Raw genomic sequence first — 25,504 nt, 5'->3', positions numbered from 1 at the left:
AGTATTAGCAAGTATTAGCATGACCGCATGAAAGAGTTTAAAATGATTGATAAAAATGATAAAACAGATTTAAAAAACAAACGCTTTAAAAACCGCTCTTTTAAGGGCGTTAAAAAGAAAATCGCTAAAAAATATAAAATCAAAAACTCGTCTTTGACAATTTATCCCTTAAAAACGCATTCAAATCTTTGCGTATCCTTTAATAAAAAAATCTTTTTAGCCTTAGGGTTTGTTTCAGCTTTGAGCGCTCAAAGTGAAGATTATAATAGTTCGGTGTATTGGCTCAATAGCGTGAATGAAAATCATAACAACAAATCCTACTATGTCAGCCCTTTACGCACCTGGGCTGGGGGGAGTAGGAGTTTTACGCAAAACTATAATAATAGTAAGTTATACATAGGGACAAAAAACGCTTCTTCAACGCCCAATAATTCTTCTGTGTGGTTTGGGGAAAAGGGCTATATAGGTTTTATTACAGGGGTTTTTAAGGCTAGAGATATTTTTATCACAGGAGCTGTTGGATCGGGTAATGAGTTAAAAACCGGCGGAGGGGCGATACTTGTTTTTGAAAGCTCAAACGAATTAAGCGCTAATGGGGCTTATTTTCAAAATAACAGAGCTGGGATGCAAACTTCTTGGATCAATTTGATTTCCAATCATAGCGTGAATTTGACAAACACGGATTTTGGCAACCAAACCCCTAATGGGGGCTTTAATGTGATGGGGCGAAAGATTACTTATAATGGCGGGATCGTCAATGGCGGGAATTTTGGCTTTGATAATGTGGATAGCAATGGCACAACCACCATTAGCGGGGTAACTTTCAATAATAACGGCGCGCTCACTTATAAGGGTGGGAATGGTATCGGGGGGAGCATCACTTTCACTAACTCTAATATCAATCATTATAAACTCAATCTTAACGCCAATAGCGTTACCTTTAACAACAGCACTCTAGGGAGCATGCCCAACACTAATACTATAGGAAATGCCTACATTCTTAATGCAAGCAATATCACTTTTAATAATTTGACCTTTAATGGGGGTTGGTTCGTTTTTGATAGATCTGATGCTAGTGTTCATTTTCAAGGCACAACCACGATCAACAATCCCACTTCGCCCTTTATCAATATGAGCGCTAAAGTTACCATTAATCCTAATGCGGTTTTTAATATTCAAAATTACACGCCCACAATAGGGAGCGCTTACACGCTCTTTAGCATGAAAAATGGCTCTATCGCTTACAATGATGTCAGCAACTTATGGAATATTATCAGGCTTAAAAACACGCAAGCCACAAAAGACAACAGCAAAAACGCCACTTCTAATAACAACACCCACACTTACTATGTAACCTACAATTTAGGCGGCACGCTCTATAATTTTAGACAAATTTTTAGCCCTGATTCTATTGTTTTACAATCTGTCTATTATGGCGCGAACAATATTTACTACACCAATAGCATGAATATCCATGACAATGTTTTTAATTTAAAAAATATTAATGATGATAGATCTGACACGATTTTTTATCTTAACGGCTTAAACACTTGGAATTACACTAATGCGAGATTCACTCAAACCTATGGTGGGAAAAACAGCGCTTTAGTCTTTAACGCTACGACCCCTTGGGCTAATGGCAGCATCCCTAAATCTAACAGCACGGTGCGTTTTGGGGGGTATGAGGGAGTCAATTGGGGGAAAACGGGCTATATCACCGGCACTTTCACAGCCGATAGGGTTTATATCACCGGTAACATGATGTCTGGTAACGGCGCTCAAACCGGTGGGGGGGCGACTTTGAATTTTGTGGGCGCGACTGAAATTAATATCGCCGGGGCTGATTTTAAAAACCTAAAAACCACTTCACAAAACTCTTACATGACTTTTATGGCGTTAGGGGATAGCTCTGGGAGCGGCAAGATCAATGTTTCTCAGTCTGATTTTTACGATTGGACGGGTGGGGGGTATGATTTTACCGGTAATGGCGCTTTTGATAGCGTGAATTTCAACAAGGCTTATTACAAATTTCAAGGCGCTGAAAATTCTTACCATTTTAAAAACACGAACTTTTTAGCAGGGAATTTTAAGTTTCAAGGCAAGACTACCATTGAAAAATCCGTTTTAGATGACGCTTCTTACACTTTTAATGGCGTAAATAACGCCTTTAATGAAAACAAATTTAATGGCGGTTCGTTTAGTTTCAACCACGCGGAGCAGACAGACGCTTTCAATAACAACTCGTTCAATGGCGGATCGTTTAGTTTCAACGCCAAGCAAGTGGATTTTAGTGGGAACTCGTTCAATGGGGGTGTGTTTGATTTCAATAATACCCCTAAAGTCAGTTTTACTGATGACACTTTCAATGCGAATAACCAATTTAAAATAAACGGCGCTCAAACAACTTTCACTTTCAATAAGGGCGTTGTTTTTAACATGCAAGGGCTTTTGAACAGCCTAAGCGTAGGCACGACTTATCAATTGCTTAACGCTAAAAGCGTGGATTATAAAAATAATAACGCTTTGTATCAAATGTTGCGCTGGACGAGCGGGGAAAATCCTAGTGGTAGGTTAGTTGATGAGAATCAATCCGTGCCAAGCAGCGCTAAAATTTATAATGTCCAATTCATTGATAACGGCTTGACTTACTACATCAAAGAAAACTTTAATAATGGGATCACGCTCACTCGTTTATGCACTCTAGGCTATACGCATTGCGTGAATATTTATAACGATGCGTTTAATCTTAAAAATGTCAATAACAACGCCAGTAACACCGTGTTCTATCTCAACGGCATGACGACTTGGAAGATCGCTGGCACAGGCGTTTTCACGCAAGATTATAGCGGCTCTAACAGCGTTTTAGTGTTCAACCAAACCACCCCCTTTCTTGCTGGGGCGAATCCCGCTTCTAATAGCGTGGTGAGTTTTGGGAAAACTTCGGGGGCTGAATGGGGGTTAGTGGGCTATATTCAAGGCGTTTTTAAAGCCAATCAAATTGATATTACCGGCACGATTCGCTCTGGTAACGGCGCTCAAACCGGTGGGGGTGCGACTTTAGTGTTTAACGCTCAAGAGCGTTTGAATATCGCTAACGCTAGTTTGAATAACGATAAAGCCGGTTTGCAAGATTCATGGATGAATTTCATTGTTAATAATGGTAATTTGAATGTAACAAACGCCAATTTTAGCAACCAAACCCCGCATGGAGGCTTTAACCTTAAGGCCAATAACATTACTTGGGATAAAGGCTCTGTGAATGGAGGGGGGAATTTTGGCGTGGATAACGCTAGTGCTAACGGAAATGCCGTGATTAAGAATGTTAATTTTAGCGATAATGGCACTTTGATTTATAAAGGGGGTGAAAACAGTGCTGGAAATTCTTTAACCCTAGAAAACAACACCTTCAATTCCTATAATATCAACGCAAAAGCGCAAAACCTTATTTTCAACAACAACTCGTTTAGTGGCGGTAGCTATTCGTTTAACGACACTAAAAACACCACTTTTAAAGGCACAAACACGCTCATTAACAGCGATCCTTTCAGCCGTCTTCAAGGATCAATCGCTATTGACAATAATAGTATTTTTAATATTGAAAGGGATTTGACCGATAAAACCACTTACACGCTTTTAAGCGGGAATAACATTAAATATAATAATGAAATTTTGGCGGATAATGTTTTTTCAAAAAATTTATGGAATCTGATCCATTATGGCGGCGAACAAGGGACTTTATTAAGAGCGGATAATAATACTTTTTTTGTGCAATTCACCCAAAGCAACGGCCAAAAATTTGTTTTTGAAGAAACTTTTAACCCGGGCTCTATCACTTATAAATACCTTACGCTCAATTCTTCGCCTTTCCACACAGACGCTGATTCTAAAGATATTTGGAGTCAAGTGAGGAAGCAATTTGATTTTATTCCAGGAAAAACCCCTGTGTGTGTTGGCGTGTGCTATATCGCGCCTTATAAAAATCAAGACCTTATTGGCTCTAGCGCTTTTGCGTGGTCGCTGAACTTTGGGGCTACGGTGGTAGGGACTTTGCTTTTAGGGAGCGCGCAAGAAAAAGCCAATAATAATGGCGGATCTATCTGGTTTGGTAAGAATAATTTGCTGTATTTGCATGGCAATTTCAACGCGACTAATATCTTTTTAACGAATAATTTTAATGTCGGCAACCCTAACGCTGGCGGTGGGGCGACGATTAATTTTAACGCTGATGAAACCTTGAACGCTGACGGGTTAAATTACACGAATTTCCAAACCGTGGCTATGGGCTTACAAACCAGCGCGAGTCAGCATTCTTGGGCGAATTTCAATTCCAGGCTTTCTATGGATATTAAAAACTCTAACTTTAGGGATTTCACATGGGGAGGCTTTAATTTTAATTCAGGGCGTATCACTTTTGAAAACACCACTTTTAGCGGCTGGACCAATATTAACGGAGCGACTGAGAGCGGCTCATCGTATGTGAATATGGTTGCGAATACGGATTTGATATTTACTAATTCCATTTTAGGGGGGGGTATCCGCTATGATTTGAAAGCTAATAACATTATTTTCAATAACTCTCAAATGGTTATTGATGTGTCTAAGAATGTGAATCAGTCTTCATTGAATGGGAATGTTACTTTCAATAATTCCAGGCTTTCAGTCAAGCCCAACGCTGCTATTAATATTGGGGATAGCCAAACCCAAACGACTTTAGAAAACGCTTCAAGCCTTTCTTTTTACAACAACAGCGTGGCGAATTTTAACGGCACAACCGCTTTTAATGGGGTGTCTTATTTGAATTTGAACCCTAACGCTCAATTAAGCTTCAATCAAGCAAATTTCAATAACGCTAATGTAACCTTTTATGGCATCCCGCTATTTGGTAAAACGCCTGATTTTGGCAACTCTGTGCGCCTTATCAATTTCAAAGGGAATACGAATTTTAATCAAGCCACGCTCAATTTAAGGGCTAAAAATATCCATATCAATTTCCAAGGGGCTTCCACTTTTGAAAATAACTCTACGATGAATTTAGCTGAAAGTTCTCAAGCGAGCTTTAATGCGCTTAGCGTAGAAGGGGAAACGGATTTCAACCTCAACGGATCAAGCTTGTTGAACTTCAATGGCGATAGCGTTTTTAACGCTCCTGTGAGTTTTTATGCTAATAATTCTCAAATTTCTTTCACTAAACTAGCGACCTTTAATGCAGACGCTTCATTTGATTTAGGCAACAACAGCACCCTGAATTTTCAAAGCGTTCTTTTAAACGGCACTCTAAACCTTTTAGGTAATGGCGCTAACGCTTTATCCATTAATGCAAGCGGGAATTTCAGCTTTGGAACTCAAGGGGTTTTGAATCTGTCTAATGTGAATTTATTTGATGCAGAAAACAAGCCCTTAGTTTATAATATTTTACAAGCCCAAAATATTCAGGGTTTAATGGGGAATAACGGCTATGAAAAGATCCGTTTTTATGGCATACAGATTGAAAAGGCTGATTACTCGTTTAATAACGGCGTTCATTCTTGGAGTTTCACTAACCCGCTCAACACGACTGAAACGATTACAGAAACCTTGCATAACAACCGCTTGAAAGTGCAGATTTCTCAGAACTACGCTTCTAATAATGAGATGTTTAATCTCGCTCCCAGCTTGTATGATTACCAAAAAAACCCTTATGATGAAAGCTCTAATTCCTATAATTACACAAGCGATAAGACCGGCACTTATTATTTGAATAGCAATATCAAAGGCTTTAATCAAAATAATGAGATACCAGGGACTTATAACGCGCAAAACCAGCCCTTACAAGCCTTACACATTTATAATCAGGCTATCACTAAGCAAGATTTAAGTATTATTGCCAGCTTGGGTAAGGAATTTTTGCCTAAAATAGCCAATCTTTTATCTTCGGGGGCTTTAGATAATCTCAATTTCAATAGCCCGAATAGTTTTGAAACTATTCTTGGTATCTTTGAAAAATATGGTATCACTTTAAACCAAGAAAATTGGAAGAGCTTATTAAAGATCATTAATGGATTTTCTAACACGGCTAATTATCATTTCTCTCAAGGCAATCTCGTTGTGGGGGCAATCAAAGAAGGGCAAACGAACACTAAAAGCGTGGTGTGGTTTGGAGGCGATGGCTATAAAGAGCCATGCGCGGTTGGGGATAACACTTGCCAGATGTTTAGGCAGACTAATTTAGGGCAGTTGCTCAATTCCACTTCGCCTTATTTGGGCTACATTAACGCTAATTTTAGGGCTAAAAACATTTACATTACCGGGACAATCGGCAGCGGGAACGCTTGGGGGAGCGGAGGGAGCGCGAATGTGTCTTTTGAAAGCGGCACAAATTTGGTGCTCAATCAAGCCAATATTGACGCTCAAGGGACCGATAAAATCTTTTCTTATCTGGGGAAAGAGGGTATTGATAAGCTTTTTGGGGAAAAAGGTTTGGGGAATATCCTTTCTAATATTATTTATGAAGAGAGTTTGAATGATAATGCCATCCCTAAAGATCTAGCCAGCATGATCCCTAAAGATTTTGGCTCTAAAACTTTAAGCTCATTGCTTAACCCTACTGAAGTGAATAACCTCTTAGGCGTGAGCGCATTTAAAAACGCGATCATGGAAATTTTAAATTCTAAAACGGTGGGCGATGTTTTTGGTGAAAACGGGCTTTTAAACGCGCTAGATCCTATAAAAAGAAAAGAAATCGATCAAATGCTCTTAGAACAAATCCAAGCCCATTCTTCAGGATTTGAAAAATTCATTGTCAAAACTTTAGGGATTGAAAATGTAGAGAATTTCATCAATAACTGGTATGGAAAACAAAGTTTGAGTTCTTTTGCCAATAATTTTGTGCCTGGAGGGTTAAATCAAGCCCTTGATAAAATAGGTTCTAACGCTAATTCTAAAGACTTACAGAATTTCTTAGACAAAACGACCTTTGGGGATATTCTAAATCAAATGATCAATCAAGCCCCCTTAATCAATAAGCTCATTTCTTGGCTAGGCCCGCAGGATTTAAGCGTGTTAGTGAATATCGCTTTAAATAGCATCACTAACCCCAGTAAGGAATTGTTGGGCGCGATTTCTGGAATGGGTCAAAAAGTGCTGAACGATTTGTTAGGCGAAGGCGTAGTGAATAAGATCATGAGCAATCAAGTCTTAGGGCAAATGATTAATAAAATCATCGCTGATAAGGGCTTTGGAGGCGTTTATCATCAAGGTTTGGGATCTATACTGCCTAAACCCTTACAAGATGAATTGAAGAAATTGGGCATGGGCTCTTTGCTCAAACCTAAAGGCTTGCACAACCTCTGGCAAAAAGGGAATTTTAATTTCTTAGCTAAAGATTATGTGTTTGTGAATAACAGCTCGTTTAGTAACGCCACAGGGGGGGGATTGAATTTTGTAGCGGGCAAGTCCATTATCTTTAACGGGAAAAATACGATCAATTTCACGCAATATCAGGGCAAGCTTTCATTTATTTCTCAAGATTTTTCTAGTATTTCACTAGATACCTTAAACGCTACCAACGGCTTAACGCTGAATGCTTCTAAAAATGACATTAGCGTTCAAAAAGGTCAGATTTGCGTGAATGTTTTAAATTGCATGGGCGAGAAAAAAGCTAATTCTTTAAGCGCTCCAACCGATGAAACGCTAGAAGTGAATGCGAATAATTTCACATTTTTAGGAACAATTAAAGCGAACGGATTAGTGGATTTTTCAAAAGTCTTACAAAATACCACGATCGGGACTTTGGATTTAGGATCAAACGCTCTTTTAAGGGCGAATAATTTGATCGTGAATAACGCTTTTAACAATAACTCTAATCATAGGGCTGATATTAGCGGTAATCTCAATGTGGTAAAAGGAGCGACTCTCAGCACGAATGAAAACGGCTTGAATGTGGGGGGCGATTTCAAGAGCGAAGGGCCATTAATCTTTAATCTTAATAATCCCACCCATCAAACGATTATTAATGTAACTCGCACTTCTACGATCATGTCTTACAATAATCAAGCTTTAATTAATTTTAACACTCAACTCAAGCAAGGCGCTTACACGCTTATGGACGCTAAACGCATGGTTTATGGCTATGATAATCAAATGATTCTTGGAGGGAGCTTGAGCGATTACCTCAAGCTTTACACCCTCATTGATTTTAATGGCAAACGCATGCGACTAAATGGCGATTCGTTAAGTTATGACAATAAACCGGTCAATATTAAAGATGGGGGTCTTGTGGTAAGCTTTAAAGATAATCAAGGGCAAATGGTGTATTCATCTATCCTTTATGATAAGGTTCAAGTTACCGTCTCTGATAAACCCATTAACATTCAAGCCCCTAGTTTGGAGTATTACATCAAATACATTCAAGGCAGCGCTGGTTTGAATGCGATCGAATCTGCGGGCAATAATTCCCTTATGTGGCTGAATGCGCTTTTTATGGCTAAAGGGGGTAATCCCTTGTTTGCGCCTTATTATTTGCAAGACACGCCCACTGAACACATTGTTACTTTAATGAAAGATATTACCGGTGCTTTAGGCATGCTTACTAACTCCAATCTTAAAAACAATTCCACCGATGTTTTACAGCTCAACACTTACACGCAACAAATGGGCCGTTTAGCAAAGCTTTCTAATTTCGCTTCCTTTGATTCAACGGATTTTAGCGAGCGCTTGAGCAGCCTTAAAAACCAAAGATTTGCTGACGCAATCCCTAACGCGATGGATGTGATTTTAAAATACTCTCAAAGGGATAAATTAAAAAACAACCTTTGGGCAACCGGCGTTGGGGGCGTGAGCTTTGTGGAAAATGGCACAGGAACGCTCTATGGTATCAATGTGGGCTATGACAGATTTATTAAGGGTGTGATTGTTGGAGGGTATGCGGCTTATGGGTATAGCGGGTTTTATGAACGCATCACTAGTTCTAAATCTGATAATGTGGATGTGGGCTTGTATGCGAGAGCTTTCATTAAAAAGAGCGAGCTAACCTTTAGCGTCAATGAAACTTGGGGGGCTAATAAAACCCAGATCAGCTCCAACGACGCTCTGCTTTCTATGATCAACCAATCTTATCAATACAGCACATGGACGACGAACGCGAGAGTCAATTACGGGTATGATTTCATGTTTAAAAACAAAAGCATCATTTTAAAACCTCAAATTGGTTTAAGGTATTACTATATTGGCATGACCGGTTTAGAAGGGGTGATGAATAACGCACTCTATAACCAGTTTAAAGCGAACGCGGATCCGTCTAAAAAATCCGTTTTAACGATTGATTTTGCTTTTGAAAACCGCCATTATTTCAATAAAAACTCTTATTTTTATGCGATTGGCGGCATTGGTAGGGATTTATTGGTGCGATCAATGGGGGATAAATTGGTGCGTTTCATTGGCGATAACACTTTGAGCTACAGAAAAGGCGAGCTTTACAACACTTTTGCGAGCATCACTACAGGTGGGGAAGTGAGGTTGTTTAAAAGCTTTTATGCGAATGCTGGGGTGGGGGCTAGGTTTGGATTGGATTACAAAATGATCAATATCACCGGAAACATTGGAATGCGTTTAGCGTTTTAAAAGGTGGGGGCTTACCCCTTTTTGAGCCATTAAATGAATCAATGGTGGGATTAAAATATTTAACGCATGCGTTCTATTAACAGCATGCGATTAGCGCTTAGTAAAAAGAGGGTAATGCCACAAACAATGAAAAGTGTTGAAGCTATCAGTATTAGTATAGGGTCAATTCCTTGAAAGGACTTTAGTAAAAGTTGGTTAAGTTGGTAAAAAACAGAAGTTTTGATAAATAACTGACCAATACTAGGTAGATAGTCTAGAGAAACAAATACATTACAAGAAATTACTGCGTAGAGATTGATAATGTTGGCAAATCCTAAGATACTTTGTTCATTTTGAAAGATTTTAGCGACAAAAATGGCTAAACAAAAGCAAAATAATGAGCTTGAAAAAATGCTAATAAATCCAAAAATGAGCGTTTTAAAATTAAGGAGATCAAAAATGTTGAGTGTATAAAAAGAGATTCCGATAAAGGTAAACGCATATATGATCACAATTATTAGTCTTGAAGCAATGAGTGCAAGAGTTATTTGTTTTAAAGTTGCTGGCGATAGTATATAAAACAAGAATACATTGTGTGATCTCAAGCTTGCTATAGCTTGTGTGAGACCAAAAATTGCACTAGAGATAATAAGCAGTCCCATTAGACCTATGATGCTATTAAAATAAAAAACCTCAGTGGTATTTTTTGAAAAAACAAAAACTAGTAGTAAGAGCATTAAAATGGGATAAATAAAAGTCCAAAATAATGCACTTGTATTGGTAAGATAAGATTTGATTTCAAGCTTTAAAATAGATAAAATTGCACCCATTAAATATCCTTTAGTAATGCCAATAAGTCTTTTGCGCTCAGTTTTTCTTTAAGGCTGAAAGATATAGTTATAGTTTTTAATATAGAATCTAAAGTCTCATATTTAGCAATGTTGCCACCATTAAGAAGCAAGACCCATTTGCAACTTTCTAAAACAATCAGATCATGAGTAGCAATAATGCTTGTAAGTTGTTGGGTATTACGCAACTCAATAAGACTTGATAGTTTTATAAGAGCATTCTGTTCTAAACTGGTTTCTGGTTCATCCATGATAACTAATTGTGGGTGATGGCTAAGAGCTAAGTCAATTTTCAATCGTTGTTTTTGTCCATCACTTAATGATTCGTAAGTTTTATTTAAAAGTTTTTTATCAAATAGATTTATGGTGCAGTTTTTATAAAAAAATTTATAGAATCTAAATATATCGTTTGCATTTAGTCCAGGTGGATAATTGAACAGATTAGATACAACTCCAAATTGTTTGCGTTGTGGCATAATATTATTTTTGTATGGGGTGTTATTGTTTTGTGCTTTGATATTGTAGTCCGCTCTAATACCTAGAATAGTATTGATAAGCGTTGACTTTCCAGCACCGTTTGTGCCAATAATAGCTGTGCTAGTATTACTCTTAAATGAAAAATTATTTACATTTAAAGCGTTTTTAATGTTTTTTTTAGGTGTAATGTTGATATTAGAAATCATAAAATCCCCTTTGCATAAAACCCCCTTTGACAGAAATGATTTAAAATCCCATCTAGGATTATTGTATTCAAACGGTGGTTTTATTTAGCGTAGTGTTGCTAAAAAATTAACTAATCTTTGATAAAACGAGCCAAAAGAGTTACTGATAGATACGCTCTAATCGCATAAACAACATAAAACGATTTTAAAAAGCACTCCAACTCTAAAAAATAGACAAAGCCAAAGTTTTAAATAAGAAAGACCCTAAAAAAGAAACGGAGTTTTTGATTTTTCACGATCAAAACCCCAAACACTCTCTCATTTTTGTCCGTTATTGGTTTTATGGGTGCTTTAACATATAAAATTCCAACGCTTTTTCAAAGAGGAGCGAGCGGTTAGAAAAACCTTTCTCTTTCATGTATTCATCCACTTTAGTCATAAAACTAGGAGAGAGTAAAACGCTATGATTGATTCTTCGCTCTTTACTGGTTTTTTCTTCGTATTCTATCTCTTCTATTTCAGCTAACAAACTGGGCGAGAGCGAAATGTTAAAACCGCTTTTTCGTTCGCTACTCACTTTTATTTCTGCTTCTAACTCGGCTAATTCTGTTAGCAATTTTTTGCGTTTGGCTTGTAAAGCCTGAATGGTTGTGTGCGCTTTATGGTGTTCCATTATTGCTCCTTAAAGTATCTTTATTTTTCGCATTCTACTATAAAATAGGATCTTGTGAGTAAATTCATTAAGAATGAAAATTGGAATTTTTCTTTAGAATTTAATCAAATTCTTTAAGGCGCTTTAACAATTCTTCTTCATTCAAAACGCTCACGCCATGTTTTTGTGCTAGAGCGAGTTTTGAGCCGGCGTTTTCTCCAGCGATTAAAAAATCGGTTTTAGCGCTCACGCTTGAAGAAATTTTTGCCCCTAAATTTTCCAACATTTGAGCGTATTCTTGCCGTGGTTTAGAAAGCGTGCCGGTTAAAACAATCGTTTTATGATTGAAAACAGAAGAGCTTTTTTGCTTTTCTTTGGCCATATCGCTGTTTTTAGGGTTTAACAAATCAAATAACGATCGGATAAATTCCTGATTGCTCGCATAAAAATTGACTAAAGAGCGCGCCATTTCCACCCCAAAGCCTTCCATTTCTAAAAATTCGGCTTCGCTTTTTTCTAACACATTTAAGCCGTATTTAGCCAGCGTTTTACTCGCTCCCTTACCAATATGCTCAATCCCTAAAGCGTTAATCAAACGCCATAAGGGAGGGTTTTTGCTTTTTTGAATAGCGTCCAATAGATTTTGAGCTTTTTTGATTTTGAATTTGTCTAGCCGCATTAAATCTTCTAATTTTAAAGCATACAAATCCAGGGCGTTAAAAATGAGTTTTTCTTCAAAAAGTTGCTCTATGACTTTATCGCCTAGGCCTTGAATGTTTAAAGCGTCTTTAGAAGCGAAATGAATCAAGCTTTCTTTCAACCTTGCCGGGCAGTTTAAGTTTTGACAATAAGTAAAAATCTCTTCGCACAAAAGCTCATGCGAACATATAGGGCAAACTTTGGGGCGCTCAATCTTATGTTGCGAGCCGTCCCTATAAGATTCTAAAGGTTTGATGATTTTAGGGATCACATCGCCGCTTCTAATGACCACAACCCTATCATTGAGCATGATATTCTTTTTTTCAATTTCAGAATAATTGTGTAAGGTCGCTTTCGTAATGATAGCTCCAGCAATTTCTACAGGCTCTAAAACAGCGACCGGTGTGATCGCCCCGCTGCGCCCCACTTGGTTAATGATTCCTACAATTTTGGTGTGTTTTTCTAGAGCCGGGAATTTATAAGCGCAAGCGAATTTGGGGGATTTTTGCGTGTAGCCTAGCTCCTTTTGAATATTTAATTCATTCACAACGATCACCATGCCGTCTAAAAGGGCAAAAAAGCCCTCCCTTTCTTTAATTAGGGTGTGGTAATTTTCTTCTATTTCTTGGTGGTTTTTGTTTAGGCTTAAGTATTGAATAGCGCTAAAACCTAGCGAAACAATAAAATCCAAACACTCCTTAAAGCTTGGGAAATTTAAAGAATGCTTGCCCACGCCCCAAGGAATGAATTGCAATTTACGCTTTTTAGTGATTTCGCTATCAAGCTGTCTCAAACTCCCTGATGCGGCATTTCTAGGGTTAGCGAATAGGGGTTCATTAGCGTTTAAGTGCTCTTTGTTTAAAGCGTCAAAATCCTTTTTAGAAATGATCACTTCGCCCCTGATTTCTATTTCTCCATTATAAGCGATAGCGTGGGGGATATTAGCGATGTGTTTAGCGTTTGCGCTCACTAATTCCCCTTCTAAGCCGTTGCCCCTAGTGGTCGCCTTCACTAGCTTGCCATGTTGATACAAAAGATTGAGCGAAACCCCATCAAGTTTGGGCGAACACACGAACGAAGCGCTAGGATAGGCTTTTAAAATGCGTTGCAACCACGCTTGCAATTCGCTTTGATTGAACACATCATCTAAGCTCCACATCCGCATTAAATGGGGGTTTTTATTGAACGAATTGGGGGTAGTAGCCCCCACTTTTTGGGTAGGGGAATTGGCTTGAATGCTATTAGGGTTTTTTTCTTCATAAGCTTTTAATTCTTGATAAAGTTCGTCATAGACCGCATCGCTTACGATGGGATCATCAAGGTTGTAATAATGGTGCGATAGGGTGTTTAAATATTCAATTCTTTCTAAATATTCTTTTTGGCTTTTTATCATGTCTGTAAAAACCTTTTAAACTAAATTAGGGTAGTATTATAACATTTAATCTTTGATAGGGCTTTAGGGGAAATTAGGTGGTAAGAGGCATTGACAAAACGACTTCGTTGCACTTAAACAACGAAGCGCAATTTTTGTGTTTTAGATTGGATGGAGAAAAAGACGCCCAACTTTATGGCTTAAACATTTTTAAGATCCGAGAAATTATCCATTATGATGGGGAGGTTACAGAGATTCTTGGGGGGAGCGATGGCGTGATGCTTGGATTTCTTAGTATTAGGGGCGAGTCTATCCCTTTAGTGGATGTGAAAAGGTGGTTGCATTATAACGCTAGTGATACAAGTCGCAATTTAAAAGAATGCAGCGTTAAAGATGAGCATAATTTGGTGATTGTGTGCCATTTTTCTAACCATTCCATCGCTCTAAAGGTTTTAAAAATTGAAAGGATCATTCATAAAAATTGGACTGAGATTAGCACCGGGGACAAACAAGGCATTAATGAAGAGGGTAAGCTTAGCGCTATCACTCGTTTTGATGAAGAACGAGTGGTGCAGATCTTAGATGTGGAAAAGATGATTAGCGATGTTTTCCCTAGCTTGAAAGATTTAGACGATTTGACTTTGCGTTGCATAGAAGCCATTCAAAGCCAAAAACTCATTTTAATCGCTGAAGACTCCTTGAGCGCTCTTAAAACCCTAGAAAAAATCGTTCAAACCTTAGAATTGCGTTATTTAGCCTTTCCAAACGGAAAAGAATTGTTGGATTATTTGTATGAAAAAGAACATTACCAACAAGTCGGCGTGGTCATTACGGATTTAGAAATGCCTGTTATTTCAGGGTTTGAAGTGCTAAAAACCATTAAAGCTGATAGCAGGACTGAGCATCTTCCTGTGATTATCAATTCGTCCATGAGCAGCGATTCTAACCGCCAATTAGCCCAATCTTTAGAAGCGGATGGTTTTGTGGTAAAATCTAACATTCTTGAAATCCATGAAATGCTTAAAAAAACGCTTTCATAAATTTAATTTTTGTTTTAATTAAAGGGATAAAACATGCGAAGTCATTTCTGTGCAGAAATTAGTGAAAAAGATGTGGGTAAAACCATCAAAGTGGCCGGGTGGTGTAACACTTATAGAGACCATGGAGGCGTGGTTTTTATTGATTTAAGGGATAAAAGCGGTTTAGTGCAACTAGTTTGTGATCCTAGCTCTAAGGCTTATGAAAAGGCTTTAGAAGTTAGGAGTGAATTTGTGCTAGTGGCTAAAGGAAAAACGCGTTTAAGAGGGCCCGGGTTAGAAAACCCTAAACTAAAGACCGGTAAAATTGAAATTGTTTTAGAAGAGTTAGTCATTGAAAATAAAAGCGCTACCCCACCGATTGAAATTGGCAATAAAAATGTGAATGAAGATTTGCGCTTGAAATACCGCTATTTGGATTTGCGCTCTTTGAACGCTTATGAAATCTTTAAATTGCGCAGCGAAGTGGCTCTAATCGCTCGTAACGCTTTAGCCCAAAAGGGCTTTTTAGAGATTGAAACCCCCATTTTGTCTAAAACCACGCCTGAGGGGGCTAGGGATTATTTAGTGCCAAGCAGGGTGCATGAGGGCGAATTTTTCGCGCTCCCTCAAAGCCCGCAATTGTTCAAACAGCTTTTAATGGTGGGGGGAATGGACAGGTATTTTCAAATCGCTCGTTGCTTTAGAGATGAAGATTTGAGAGCGGACAGGCAGCCAGAATTCACGCAAATTGATGCGGAAATGAGTTTTTGTAGTGAAAATGATGTGATGGGCGTGGTGGAAGATTTGTTGCAAGAGATTTTTAAAGCGATTGGGCATAATATTTCTAAACCTTTTAAACGCATGCCTTATAAGGAAGCGATGGAAAATTACGGGAGCGATAAGCCGGATTTACGCTTTGGATTGCCTTTAATAGAAGTGGGGGATTGTTTTATGGACAGCTCAAACGCTATTTTTTCTAATATCGCGCAAGATCCTAAAAACAAACGCATTAAAGCTTTGAATGTTAAGGGGGCTGATGCGATTTTTAGCCGCAGCGTTTTAAAAGAATTAGAAGAATTTGTGCGCCAATTTGGGGCTCAAGGCTTAGCGTATTTGCAAATTAAAGAAGATGGGGTTAAAGGGCCTTTAGTTAAATTTTTAAGCGAAAAGGGGCTTAAGAATATTTTAGAAAAAACTGGTGCAAAAACCGGGGATATTGTCTTTTTTGGAGCCGGGGATAAAAAAATCGTGTTAGATTACATGGGGCGTTTGCGCTTGAAGGTGGCGGAAACGCTTGACTTGATTGATAAAGACGCTTTAAATTTCTTATGGGTAGTCAATTTCCCCATGTTTGAAAAAACCGAAAACGGCTATCATGCCGCGCACCACCCTTTTACGATGCCTAAAAATATAGAATGCAAAGATTTAGAAGAGATTGAAGCGCATGCGTATGATGTGGTGCTTAATGGCGTGGAGCTTGGTGGGGGGAGCATAAGGATTCATAAAGAAGAAATGCAAAAAAAAGTCTTTGAAAAAATCAATATCCACGAAGAGGAAGCGCAAAAGAAATTTGGCTTTTTACTAGAGGCGCTAAAGTTTGGCGCTCCTCCTCATGGGGGCTTTGCGATAGGCTTTGATCGCTTGATCATGCTAATGACCAAATCCAGTAGCATTAGAGATGTGATCGCTTTCCCTAAAACGCAAAAAGCTTCATGTTTATTGACTGACGCTCCTAGCCCCATTAACGAAGAGCAACTAAGAGAATTACACATTCGCTTAAGAAAATAATTTGAAAGGATAAGATATGAAACAACTATTTTTGATTATTGGAGCCCCAGGGAGTGGTAAAACCACCGATGCAGAGCTTATCACTAAGAATAACAGCGAAAAAATCGCTCATTTTTCTACCGGGGATTTACTAAGGGCTGAGAGCGCTAAAAAGACCGAGCGAGGCTTATTGATTGAGAAATTCACTTCTCAAGGCGAATTAGTGCCTTTAGAAATTGTGGTAGAAACGATCCTTTCAGCGATTAAAAGCTCTAGTAAGGGGATCATTTTAATTGATGGCTATCCTAGGAGCGTGGAACAAATGCAGGCTTTAAATAAGGAATTGAGCGCTCAAAACGAAGTGGTTTTAAAAAGCGTGATTGAAGTGGAAGTGAGTGAAAACACCGCTAAAGAAAGGGTTTTAGGGCGCTCTAGGGGGGCTGATGATAATGAGGTGGTGTTTCATAACCGCATGCGGGTGTTTTTGGATCCGTTGGGTGAGATCCAAAATTTTTACAAGAATAAGAAGGTGTATAAAGCGATCAATGGTGAAAGAAGCATTGAAGAAATCGTGCATGAAATGCAAGAGTATATTTTGTCTTTTGGGAATTAAAATGCACCCTAAAGGAGAATGAGCTGTGATTTGTGTCTATATCATTTCTTTAAAAGAAAGTCAAAGGCGTTTGGATACTGAAAAACTCGTTTCAGAATCCAATGAAAAATTTAAAGGGCGTTGTGTTTTTCAAATCTTTGACGCTATTAGCCCCAAACACGAAGATTTTGAAAAATTCGTTCAAGAACTTTATGATGCGCAAAGCATGTTAAAATCCGATTGGTTCCATTCTTATGTTGGCGATGGTTTGACTTTGCCTGAATTAGGGTGCTATTTAAGCCATTATCTTTTATGGAAAGAATGCGTTAAAACAAACCAACCGGTCGTCATTTTAGAAGATGATGTAGCGCTAGAATCTAACTTTATGCAAGCCTTAGAAGATTGCTTGAAAAGCCCTTTTGATTTTGTGAGACTTTATGGGTGCTATTGGTATTACCACGAGACAAAATTCCATGTTTTACCCAAAGAATTTGTATTTCCTCCCTTTGATTATCCTTTTAAAAATAACCCTATTTTAGAAAAATTTAAAAAATTTTTTGATGTTTCTAGATTTTTAAATCTTTCTACCCATAAAGTCATCCACTATATTCTCAAAAAAATACAAAAAAGCTATTACTCAACGCATGAAAAAGAAGCCTTTTTTTTAGAGCATTTTTACCTTACCAGCGTGTATGTGGCTTCTACAGCCGGTTATCACTTAACCCCTAAGGGTGCTAAAACTTTTATAGAAGCCACGGAGCGTTTTAAAATCATAGAGCCGGTGGATATGTTTATGGACAATTCCGCTTACCATGATATTGCTAATTTTACCTATGTGCCTTGCCCTGTTTCTTTAAGTGAGCATTCTTTAGACAGCACGATTCAAAAGCCCCAAAAAAAGAGCTTGAAATCCTACCCGCTTCCGCCTAAAAAATCAACTTTTAGGGAGCTTTTCTTTTATAGTCTCAATGCTAAAAAGCGTTTAAAAGCCTTTCACAAATACAACAAGCAATACGATCATTTAAAAACCCCTAAAGAGGTTTAAAAAGAATGAAAAAACTTTATGGTAGAATAAAATACCATATTTAGGAGTTCATTTGATACAAGTTTATATCATTTCTTTAAAAGAAAGTCAAAGGCGTTTGGATACTGAAAAACTCGTTTCAGAATCCAATGAAAAATTTAAAGGGCGTTGTGTTTTTCAAATCTTTGACGCTATTAGCCCCAAACACGAAGATTTTGAAAAATTCGTTCAAGAACTTTATGATGCGCAAAGCATGTTAAAATCCGATTGGTTCCATTCTGATTATTGTTATCAAGAGTTATTGCCCCAAGAATTTGGGTGCTATTTAAGCCATTATCTTTTATGGAAAGAATGCGTTAAAACAAACCAACCGGTCGCCATTTTAGAAGATGATGTAGCGCTAGAGCCTAACTTCATGCAAGCCTTAGAAGATTGCCTGAAAAGCCCTTTTGATTTTGTGAGACTCTATGGGCATTATTGGGGAGGCCATAAAACCAATTTGTGCGCTCTCCCTATCTATACAGAGGCTGAAGAGATTGATTATACAGAGATTGAAGAGACTATTGAAAACCATGAAGTTACCCCCCCCCCCCCCCAATTCCACACAAGATACGCAACAAGATTTGGTTATTGAAACGCAACAAAACCCCAAAGAACCATTTGATCCTTGCAAAATAGCGCCCCAAAAAATCTCTTTTAATCAAGTGGTTTTTAAAAAAATTAAAAGGAAACTCAACCATTTCATTGGAAATATTTTAGCTCGGACAGAAGTGTATAAGAAACTCGTGGCAAAATACGATGATCTCACAGGAAAATACGATGATCTCACAGGAAAATACGATGATCTCACAGGAAAATACGATGATCTCACAGGAAAATACGATGATCTCACAGGAAAATACGATGATCTCACAGGAAAATACGATGATCTCACAGGAAAATACGATGATCTCACAGGAAAATACGAATCCTTATTGGCAAAAGAGGCAAACATTAAAGAGACCTTTTGGGAAAGGCGTGCTGATAGTGAAAAAGAAGCCTTTTTTTTAGAGCATTTTTACCTCACTAGCGTGTATGTTTCTACTACAGCCGGCTACTACCTCACGCCTAAGGGCGCTAAAACTTTTATAGAAGCCACGGAGCGTTTTAAAATCATAGAGCCGGTGGATATGTTCATAAACAACCCCACTTACCATGATATTGCTAATTTTACCTATGTGCCTTGCCCTGTTTCTTTGAATAAGCATGCTTTCAATAGCACCATTCAAAATGCGAAAAAGCCTGATATTTCATTAAAGCCCCCTAAAAAGTCTTATTTTGATAATCTTTTTTATGATCAATTAAACACCAAAAAGTGCTTGAGAGCCTTTCACAAATACAGCAAACAATACGATCATTTAAAAACCCCTAAAGGGGTTTAAAAAGAGCGGGCTTTATGTTAGAATAAGTCTTTTTTATTATTCAAAGGAGATTGCAATGAATTTAGAAAAACTAGAAATTAGCCATGACGCTAACGCTTTGTGCGTGGTGATTGAAATATCCAAGCATTCTAATATCAAGTATGAATTGGATAAAGAAAGCGGGGCTTTAATGGTGGATAGGGTGCTTTATGGGGCGCAAAATTACCCCGCAAATTATGGCTTTGTGCCTAACACTCTAGGATCTGATGGCGACCCTGTAGATGCGCTTGTTTTAAGCGATGTGGCTTTTCAAGCCGGGAGCGTGGTGAAAGCGCGCTTGGTTGGGGTTTTGAACATGGAAGATGAAAGCGGGATGGATGAAAAATTGCTCGCTCTACCCATAGATAAGATTGATCCCACGCATTCCTATGTCAAAGATATTAATGATTTATCCAAACACACTTTAGATAAAATCAAGCATTTTTTTGAAACTTACAAGGATTTAGAGCCTAATAAATGGGTGAAAGTCAAGGGGTTTGAAAACAAAGAGAGCGCGATTAAGGTTTTAGAGAAAGCGATAAAAGCCTATCAAGGCTAAAGATTTTTAAGGGTTTTGGCTCAATTAAGCTTAAAGCCCTTTTTAACGCTCTTTTAAAAAGGCTTTGTTCTCATTGAGTGTTGGTGTAAAATGGCTTTATAATTTAAAGCGGATTTTTGTATTAATCCCCCATAAAAAGCGCCAAAAACTACAATTTAACGATTTTAACCCCACTACCGCCTAAATTAATGGGAGCGTCGCTAAAGCTTACCACTTTAGGGTGGTTTTTTAAAAATTCTTTCACAAACTTTTCTAAAATCCCGCTCCCCTTGCCATGGCAAATAAGCACTTCTTCAAAGCCCCCTAAAAGCGCGTCGTTTAAAAAAGCGTCTAGTGAATCTAGGGCTTCTTCGCTGCGTTGCCCCCTTAAATCAAGGCGTAAGCTCGCTTTTTGGGGTTTAGGAATGGTCGTTTTAGGGGGTTTGAATTTGTTTTTAGGGGGTTTTTGGATTTTTTTCAACAAACTCCCATGCGCTTTTAAACGCATGCCAAGCTCGGTTTCTATCCAATAATAGCCCTTGTCTAAAATTTGCACAATCAGCACGCTTTCATTTTTATAGCGCGCTTTTTCGTTGGCTTGAAAGCTCGTTATGATTTGCGGGATCTCTTGATTTGTTTTATGCTTGTTTAAAATTTCGCTCGCTTTATGGATTTCTTTATGCATGGAGCTGGTATCTTTTGAAGCGACTTCGCTTTTTAAGATATTTAGGGCTTGTTGGTAGGATTTTTCCAATTCCAATTTTTTATTGTGAAAGGTTTCTTTTTGTTTTTCCATTTCTAAAAGCCATGCGTTTTTTAAATCTTCTTGCTCTTTTAAAGCGTTCTCTAAAAGTTCGTTTTTTTGCTTCAATTCCCTTTCTAATGCGCTGGAATTTTCAATCAAAACATTCAATTTTTCCTTATCTTCGCCATAGAAAGCTTTCGCTTTTTCAATCAAAAAATGCGGCACGCCATAGCGCAAAGCGGTTTCAAACGCATAGCTTTTGCCAATAACCCCTTTTAAAAAAGTGTAAGTGGGCCGTTCTTTTTCTTCATCATAAAGAGCGGCTAGTAATTCCACTTCCTTGTTTTCTGCCATTAACACGCTCAGGCGTTTGTGGTGCGTGGTGATAATGATTTGGTTGTTTTGTTTAAGCAATTTTTCTAACAGGGTTTTATACAAACTGCTCGCTTCATCAGCGTCAGTCCCCAGCTCAATTTCATCAACGCCTAAAAGCATGTTTTCTTTGGATAAAAGAGCGCTAAATTGCTTCATTCTGCCGGCAAAAGTAGAGATATTGTTCGCGCTGTTTTGGGGGTCATTAATAATGGCGTGGATTTCTTTAAAATAGGGGATAATGGAATGATGGGCGTTGATTTTCATAGCAATGAGATGCTTGCTTAAAAAAGCCGCGCTTAAAAGCGATTTTAAGAGCATGGTTTTCCCGCCCGCATTCACGCCGGTAACAGCGAGCATGGATTTTTCAAACTTCAAATTTAAGGGCTTTGGCTCTTTTAAAATGGGGTGCGAAAAGTTTTCTAAAATCATTTTTTTTTGAGTAAAGCTTGGCATGACAAATTCTAAATTGTAGGCTTTAGCGAAATTAAGCCGGGCTTGCAAGCTGTCTAAAAAATCAAATTCTTTAAAAAGGAATTTTAAAAATAAAAGGTGTTTTTGCAAGCTATGGCTTAGAGTTTGACACATTTCAACAATACAGCAATCTATTTCATTATCAATTTGTGCGATTTTTTGCGCGATTTTTTGCACGCTTTCAGGCAAAAGATAGAAATAGCCATTAGCGCTCCTTTCTAGCACAACGCCTTTAATCGCGCTAGAAAACCCGCTTTTCAATAAAAGGCATTCATAACCATGCTTAAGGTGGCTTTGCGTATCCACTAAATAAGGGGCAAGCTCTTTAGAATGGGCGTAATGGTGAATGATTTTAGCGCTCTCTTTTTTAAGGCGGTTCAAACTTTCATTCAAAGCGTCTAGGGTAGCGTTAGCCCCTTGTTTGATTTTTCCCTCATCGTCAAATAAAGCGATTAGATCATTAAAAAAAGGGGGCAGGACAATAGCGTTAAGGCGTTCATGAAATTTTAAATGCGTGAAAGTTTTAAAAGCGTTTTGTAGAATGACAATGTAGCGCAATCGTTTGACAATCTCATGAATTTCATCTAAATGGAGCGTCCCTAATTTGGTGAGTTTGATGATAATGAGATTGCTTTCTTTCACGCTTTTAGGGGTAGGCAAACCGATCACATCCACTTCGTTTAAATAAGTGAAAGTTTGCTTGAGATCGTTTTCTAAAGCAATAGTATCTCTTTCTTTTGCAAAAAAAGTTTTAAAAAGAGCGATAAACTCTTTTAAATCCAGGCTTTCTTCTAGGGGTTTGGGTGGGGTATTATTATTATTATTCATTGGGATTCATTGGGGTTGGATTAAGGGATCTTTTTGAAGCGTCTGACAAGAATCCAAATCCACAAGAACATCTTTCATAGGGGTTTGTTTTTTGCCTAAAAAGCTCAAAGTCCCGCTCACTAAATTAAAGGTTTGGTTATTCACTTTAATGCCTTTACACAACAATGTGTCCCCCCTTAAAAACGCTCTTTGTAAAGCGATTTCTCGTTGGTTTTGTTGGTTTTGTTGGTAAGTATAAACGCTTATGCTCGCTCCTATAATCCCTACGATTAAAAAAGCTACAAGTTTTTGTTTAGGGCTTGCTAAACCAAAATCCCTTAAAACTAAAAACAATAAAACCAGCGTTAAAAATAAAACAACCGCTGCACCCATTACATTTCGCCTCTCAATTGATAGGTAATATCCCCCGCTCCAAAGCCTATCACAAAGCCTTTTTGGATCGTTTCTACCACATTATCATTGACTAAGAGCTCTAAAAAATCCCCCTTTTTACGCACCCTGTCTATAAAGGTGGGGTTATAATGCTTAAAATGGGCTTTCAAATCAATATCTTTTTTAACTTCACTCGCGCTATAAACGGGTAAAATGATCAACCTGTCGCAATGCTCTAAAAAACATTTTTTAAATTCTTCTAAATTATCCATTAAGCGAGAATATTTGTGCGCTTGCCAGATCACTACAATCTTTTCTTGCGTGTTCAGTAAGTTAGCATAAATCCTAGCGCTTTTTAAAGTGGCGCTGATTTCAGTGGGGTGGTGGGCGTAATCATCAATGAGGATGAGCGCGTTTTTTTGCAAAATGTCAAAGCGTTTTTTAATGCCTTTGAAATTCAATAAATTATTTCTAATTTCTTCTAAATCCAATTCATCTAAAGCGCTTAAAATCGCCAAACTCGCATTCGTGGCGTTATGTTCGCCTAACCCCCACACCAAAAAAGCCCCCAAATCTTTCAATTCAAATGAAGTGTGAGGTTCGCCGTCTTTTAAAATGTATTGGATATTGCGAATGTCTTTTTTTTCTAAAACAATAGCGTCTTTAGAATAGTTTTTTAAAAAAGGATCTTCTTTATAGATCACTCTTTTTTGAGCATGGTCTAAAAAATATTCATAAGCGAAGAAAAAACGCTCTAAATTGTGGTCATAATGCTCCAAATGTTCTGGCTCTGTGTTAGGCACAATCGCGGCATAAGGGTTAGAAAATAAAAAACTTGAATCGCTCTCATCGGCTTCAAAAACCAAGCTATCATTCGCGCTCTCTCGCACATTGGAATCAAACTCTTTAGAATGCGCCCCAATAATCGCTCCAAAAAAGGGGAAAATCGCGCTTAACATGGCGGTGATACTGCTTTTTCCATGGGCCCCGCACACGCTAAAAACGCGCTTGTCTTTAAGGATAGAATACAAAGCGTCTTTACGAGATAAAATAGGGATTTTTAATTCCTTAGCCCTTTGTATTTCTGTATTGTCTTCTTTAATAATGGCTGAATGGATGATGGCATCTTGATTTTTAATCGCTTTTGGATCATGCGGGATATTGATTTCTACGCCTAAAGCTTTCAAATACTTAACGCTGGGGCTTATGGCAATATCAGAGCCGCTGATTGTAGCCCCTTGCGCTTTAAGGTATTTGGCTAAGCCTGAAATGCCAATCCCCCCTATACCGATAAAATGGATCTTGCAATCTTGCAGGTTTTTGAGTAAAACTTTTGGGGTTTCAAGCATGATTTTCTCGATAAGTTTCTATGATTTCTAAAGGCTTTTCTAAAAGGGGGGTGTCATAGACGAGGGCTAAACGCACGCAATCAGTGCCGATATGATTACGCCCCAAATACAAAGCCGGTAAAGTGATAATGCCTTCGTTTTGATAAAGCGTTTTGGCAAAATTTTCGCCGTTTTGAACGGGCAGATACACATAAAAACTATAAGGATAAATGAGCGTGTCTTTAAAGATTTTTCGCGCCAGTTTCAAATTATTCGCATAAATATTGCGGAAAAATTCTGCATGCGCATCATCTAGCCAAGCCATTTCACTAGCCTTTTGGATCGCATTAGCGCTCGTATAGCCTAAATAGGTGCGAAACGCTTTGTATTTTTCTAAAATGCTGCTATCCCCAGCGATAAAGCCACTCCTTAGCCCTGGAGCGCTAGAGCGTTTGGAGAGCGAATGGATAACCAAAACATTTTTAAACGCTTCATTACCAATAAGCATGCAAGCTTCTAAAAGCGAAGGGGGAGGCGTATTTTCATAAATTTCGCTGTAACATTCATCATTGATTAAAATAAAATCATGTTTTAAAGCGAGTTTGACCCAACTAATCAGCTCTTCTAAAGAAAGGGTTCTTCCGGTGGGGTTGTTGGGGGAATTTAAGATCACTAAATCCACTTCTTGCAACTCTTTTTCATTCAAGCTTGGCGTGAAATCATTTTCTTTAGTTAAGGGCATTAAAAGGCTTTTGGCTCTAGAAAATTGGGCTGATCCTTCATAGATTTGATAAAAGGGGTTAGGGTAGGCGATAGTGGGGTTTTGATAATCAAATAAAACAAAGCTAGGGAAATTGAATAACACTTCCCTAGATCCTAGCGTGGAGATTAATTCGTTTTCTTTCAATTCTATTTTAAAACGGCGTTTAAAAAAACCTCTTTGAGCCTCCCTCAAACTCTCTTCAAACGCGCTTTTAGGGTAGATATTGAGCGAATGGGTGTGGCTTTTAAGAGCGTCTTGAATGAATTTGGGCGTTTCAAATCGCGGCTCGCCGATGCCTAAATCTAGCCCCTTTTTTTTAGGGGTGATTTCTTTAAACAAGGCTCTTAATCGTTCAAAAGGATAAGGCTCAAAGGTCATAGGGCTACTTTAATCTTAAAATGGAATAGTTAATCTTACCTAAAATTTAAGCGTTA

General features: G+C 38.1%; 16 protein-coding genes. 8 read left to right on the top strand and 8 right to left on the bottom strand.

What is annotated here, in order from left to right:
• Positions 1 to 42: 42 nt before the first annotated feature.
• Complete coding sequence (locus HPSH112_RS03870) at positions 43 to 9,597, top strand: vacuolating cytotoxin domain-containing protein (RefSeq protein ID WP_000565892.1); 9,555 nt, start codon at positions 43 to 45, stop codon at positions 9,595 to 9,597.
• Between the two features lie 59 nt (positions 9,598 to 9,656).
• Here the strand turns inward: HPSH112_RS03870 and HPSH112_RS03865 are convergent, their stop codons facing one another.
• The 4 genes from HPSH112_RS03865 to ligA form a co-directional block, all read right to left on the bottom strand.
• Entirely contained in the window at positions 9,657 to 10,406 is a 750-nt protein-coding gene (locus HPSH112_RS03865; RefSeq protein ID WP_000500932.1) for an ABC transporter permease, read from the bottom strand.
• Positions 10,406 to 11,107, bottom strand: coding sequence for an ATP-binding cassette domain-containing protein (locus tag HPSH112_RS03860; RefSeq protein ID WP_000624968.1), 702 nt, complete (start codon positions 11,105 to 11,107; stop codon positions 10,406 to 10,408). Before HPSH112_RS03860 ends, HPSH112_RS03865 begins: the two co-directional genes overlap by 1 nt.
• 319 nt (positions 11,108 to 11,426) lie before the next feature.
• On the bottom strand, positions 11,427 to 11,759 hold the full coding sequence (locus HPSH112_RS03855; protein WP_000399896.1) for a hypothetical protein: 333 nt from the start codon (positions 11,757 to 11,759) through the stop codon (positions 11,427 to 11,429).
• Positions 11,760 to 11,859: 100 nt separating this feature from the next.
• The gene (gene ligA, locus HPSH112_RS03850; protein WP_000597599.1) at positions 11,860 to 13,830 is read right to left on the bottom strand and encodes an NAD-dependent DNA ligase LigA; all 1,971 of its coding nucleotides are present in this window, start codon (positions 13,828 to 13,830) and stop codon (positions 11,860 to 11,862) included.
• A gap of 77 nt (positions 13,831 to 13,907) precedes the next feature.
• Between ligA and HPSH112_RS03845 the strand changes: the two genes are divergently transcribed.
• From HPSH112_RS03845 to ppa, 7 genes are read left to right on the top strand one after another with little or no spacing between them, the layout of a single operon-like run.
• Positions 13,908 to 14,849, top strand: a complete 942-nt coding sequence (locus HPSH112_RS03845) for a chemotaxis protein (RefSeq protein ID WP_000251465.1) — start codon at positions 13,908 to 13,910, stop codon at positions 14,847 to 14,849.
• Positions 14,850 to 14,882: 33 nt separating this feature from the next.
• Entirely contained in the window at positions 14,883 to 16,616 is a 1,734-nt protein-coding gene (aspS, locus tag HPSH112_RS03840) for an aspartate--tRNA ligase (RefSeq protein WP_001256348.1), read from the top strand.
• A 16-nt stretch (positions 16,617 to 16,632) separates the two neighbouring features.
• On the top strand, positions 16,633 to 17,208 hold the full coding sequence (locus HPSH112_RS03835) for an adenylate kinase (protein WP_000811296.1): 576 nt from the start codon (positions 16,633 to 16,635) through the stop codon (positions 17,206 to 17,208).
• A 25-nt stretch (positions 17,209 to 17,233) separates the two neighbouring features.
• Positions 17,234 to 18,232, top strand: coding sequence for a glycosyltransferase family 25 protein (locus tag HPSH112_RS03830; RefSeq protein ID WP_000564179.1), 999 nt, complete (start codon positions 17,234 to 17,236; stop codon positions 18,230 to 18,232).
• Positions 18,233 to 18,284: 52 nt separating this feature from the next.
• The gene (locus HPSH112_RS08945; RefSeq protein WP_014662244.1) at positions 18,285 to 18,845 is read left to right on the top strand and encodes a glycosyltransferase family 25 protein; all 561 of its coding nucleotides are present in this window, start codon (positions 18,285 to 18,287) and stop codon (positions 18,843 to 18,845) included.
• Entirely contained in the window at positions 18,784 to 19,632 is an 849-nt protein-coding gene (locus HPSH112_RS08940) for a glycosyltransferase family 25 protein (RefSeq protein ID WP_324185935.1), read from the top strand. Before HPSH112_RS08945 ends, HPSH112_RS08940 begins: the two co-directional genes overlap by 62 nt.
• A 55-nt stretch (positions 19,633 to 19,687) precedes the next feature.
• Entirely contained in the window at positions 19,688 to 20,209 is a 522-nt protein-coding gene (ppa, locus tag HPSH112_RS03815; protein WP_001047364.1) for an inorganic diphosphatase, read from the top strand.
• A 148-nt stretch (positions 20,210 to 20,357) separates the two neighbouring features.
• Here the strand turns inward: ppa and HPSH112_RS03810 are convergent, their stop codons facing one another.
• Genes HPSH112_RS03810 through HPSH112_RS03795 form a run of 4 tightly spaced genes read right to left on the bottom strand, consistent with a single transcriptional unit; the run spans position 20,358 to position 25,448 of the window.
• Positions 20,358 to 22,607: an endonuclease MutS2 gene (locus HPSH112_RS03810; RefSeq protein ID WP_001063743.1), complete on the bottom strand. Its 2,250-nt coding sequence runs from the start codon at positions 22,605 to 22,607 to the stop codon at positions 20,358 to 20,360.
• Between the two features lie 6 nt (positions 22,608 to 22,613).
• On the bottom strand, positions 22,614 to 22,979 hold the full coding sequence (locus HPSH112_RS03805) for a hypothetical protein (RefSeq protein ID WP_000500530.1): 366 nt from the start codon (positions 22,977 to 22,979) through the stop codon (positions 22,614 to 22,616).
• Positions 22,979 to 24,328: a UDP-N-acetylmuramate--L-alanine ligase gene (murC, locus tag HPSH112_RS03800; protein WP_000894754.1), complete on the bottom strand. Its 1,350-nt coding sequence runs from the start codon at positions 24,326 to 24,328 to the stop codon at positions 22,979 to 22,981. Before murC ends, HPSH112_RS03805 begins: the two co-directional genes overlap by 1 nt.
• Positions 24,321 to 25,448 carry a succinyldiaminopimelate transaminase gene (locus HPSH112_RS03795; RefSeq protein WP_000142372.1) on the bottom strand — a complete coding sequence of 376 codons (1,128 nt, stop codon included), beginning with the start codon at positions 25,446 to 25,448 and terminating at the stop codon, positions 24,321 to 24,323. The genes murC and HPSH112_RS03795 overlap by 8 nt, the downstream gene beginning before the upstream one ends.
• Positions 25,449 to 25,504: the final 56 nt, after the last annotated feature.

This window comes from Helicobacter pylori Shi112 (assembly GCF_000277405.1).
Lineage (GTDB): Bacteria > Campylobacterota > Campylobacteria > Campylobacterales > Helicobacteraceae > Helicobacter > Helicobacter pylori_C.
Note: the sequence above shows the minus strand (reverse complement) of the source record. Positions and strands in the feature narration are given on the sequence as shown.

Excerpts from the sequence above, each read along its gene's own strand:
- HPSH112_RS03870 (WP_000565892.1), top strand. The coding sequence starts at position 43 with ATGATTGATAAAAATGATAAAACAGATTTAAAAAACAAACGCTTTAAA.
- HPSH112_RS03865 (WP_000500932.1), bottom strand. The coding sequence starts at position 10,406 with ATGGGTGCAATTTTATCTATTTTAAAGCTTGAAATCAAATCTTATCTT.
- HPSH112_RS03860 (WP_000624968.1), bottom strand. The coding sequence starts at position 11,107 with ATGATTTCTAATATCAACATTACACCTAAAAAAAACATTAAAAACGCT.
- HPSH112_RS03855 (WP_000399896.1), bottom strand. The coding sequence starts at position 11,759 with ATGGAACACCATAAAGCGCACACAACCATTCAGGCTTTACAAGCCAAA.
- ligA (WP_000597599.1), bottom strand. The coding sequence starts at position 13,830 with ATGATAAAAAGCCAAAAAGAATATTTAGAAAGAATTGAATATTTAAAC.
- aspS (WP_001256348.1), top strand. The coding sequence starts at position 14,883 with ATGCGAAGTCATTTCTGTGCAGAAATTAGTGAAAAAGATGTGGGTAAA.
- HPSH112_RS03835 (WP_000811296.1), top strand. The coding sequence starts at position 16,633 with ATGAAACAACTATTTTTGATTATTGGAGCCCCAGGGAGTGGTAAAACC.
- HPSH112_RS08940 (WP_324185935.1), top strand. The coding sequence starts at position 18,784 with ATGAAGTTACCCCCCCCCCCCCCCAATTCCACACAAGATACGCAACAA.
- ppa (WP_001047364.1), top strand. The coding sequence starts at position 19,688 with ATGAATTTAGAAAAACTAGAAATTAGCCATGACGCTAACGCTTTGTGC.
- HPSH112_RS03810 (WP_001063743.1), bottom strand. The coding sequence starts at position 22,607 with ATGAATAATAATAATAATACCCCACCCAAACCCCTAGAAGAAAGCCTG.
- HPSH112_RS03805 (WP_000500530.1), bottom strand. The coding sequence starts at position 22,979 with ATGGGTGCAGCGGTTGTTTTATTTTTAACGCTGGTTTTATTGTTTTTA.
- murC (WP_000894754.1), bottom strand. The coding sequence starts at position 24,328 with ATGCTTGAAACCCCAAAAGTTTTACTCAAAAACCTGCAAGATTGCAAG.
- HPSH112_RS03795 (WP_000142372.1), bottom strand. The coding sequence starts at position 25,448 with ATGACCTTTGAGCCTTATCCTTTTGAACGATTAAGAGCCTTGTTTAAA.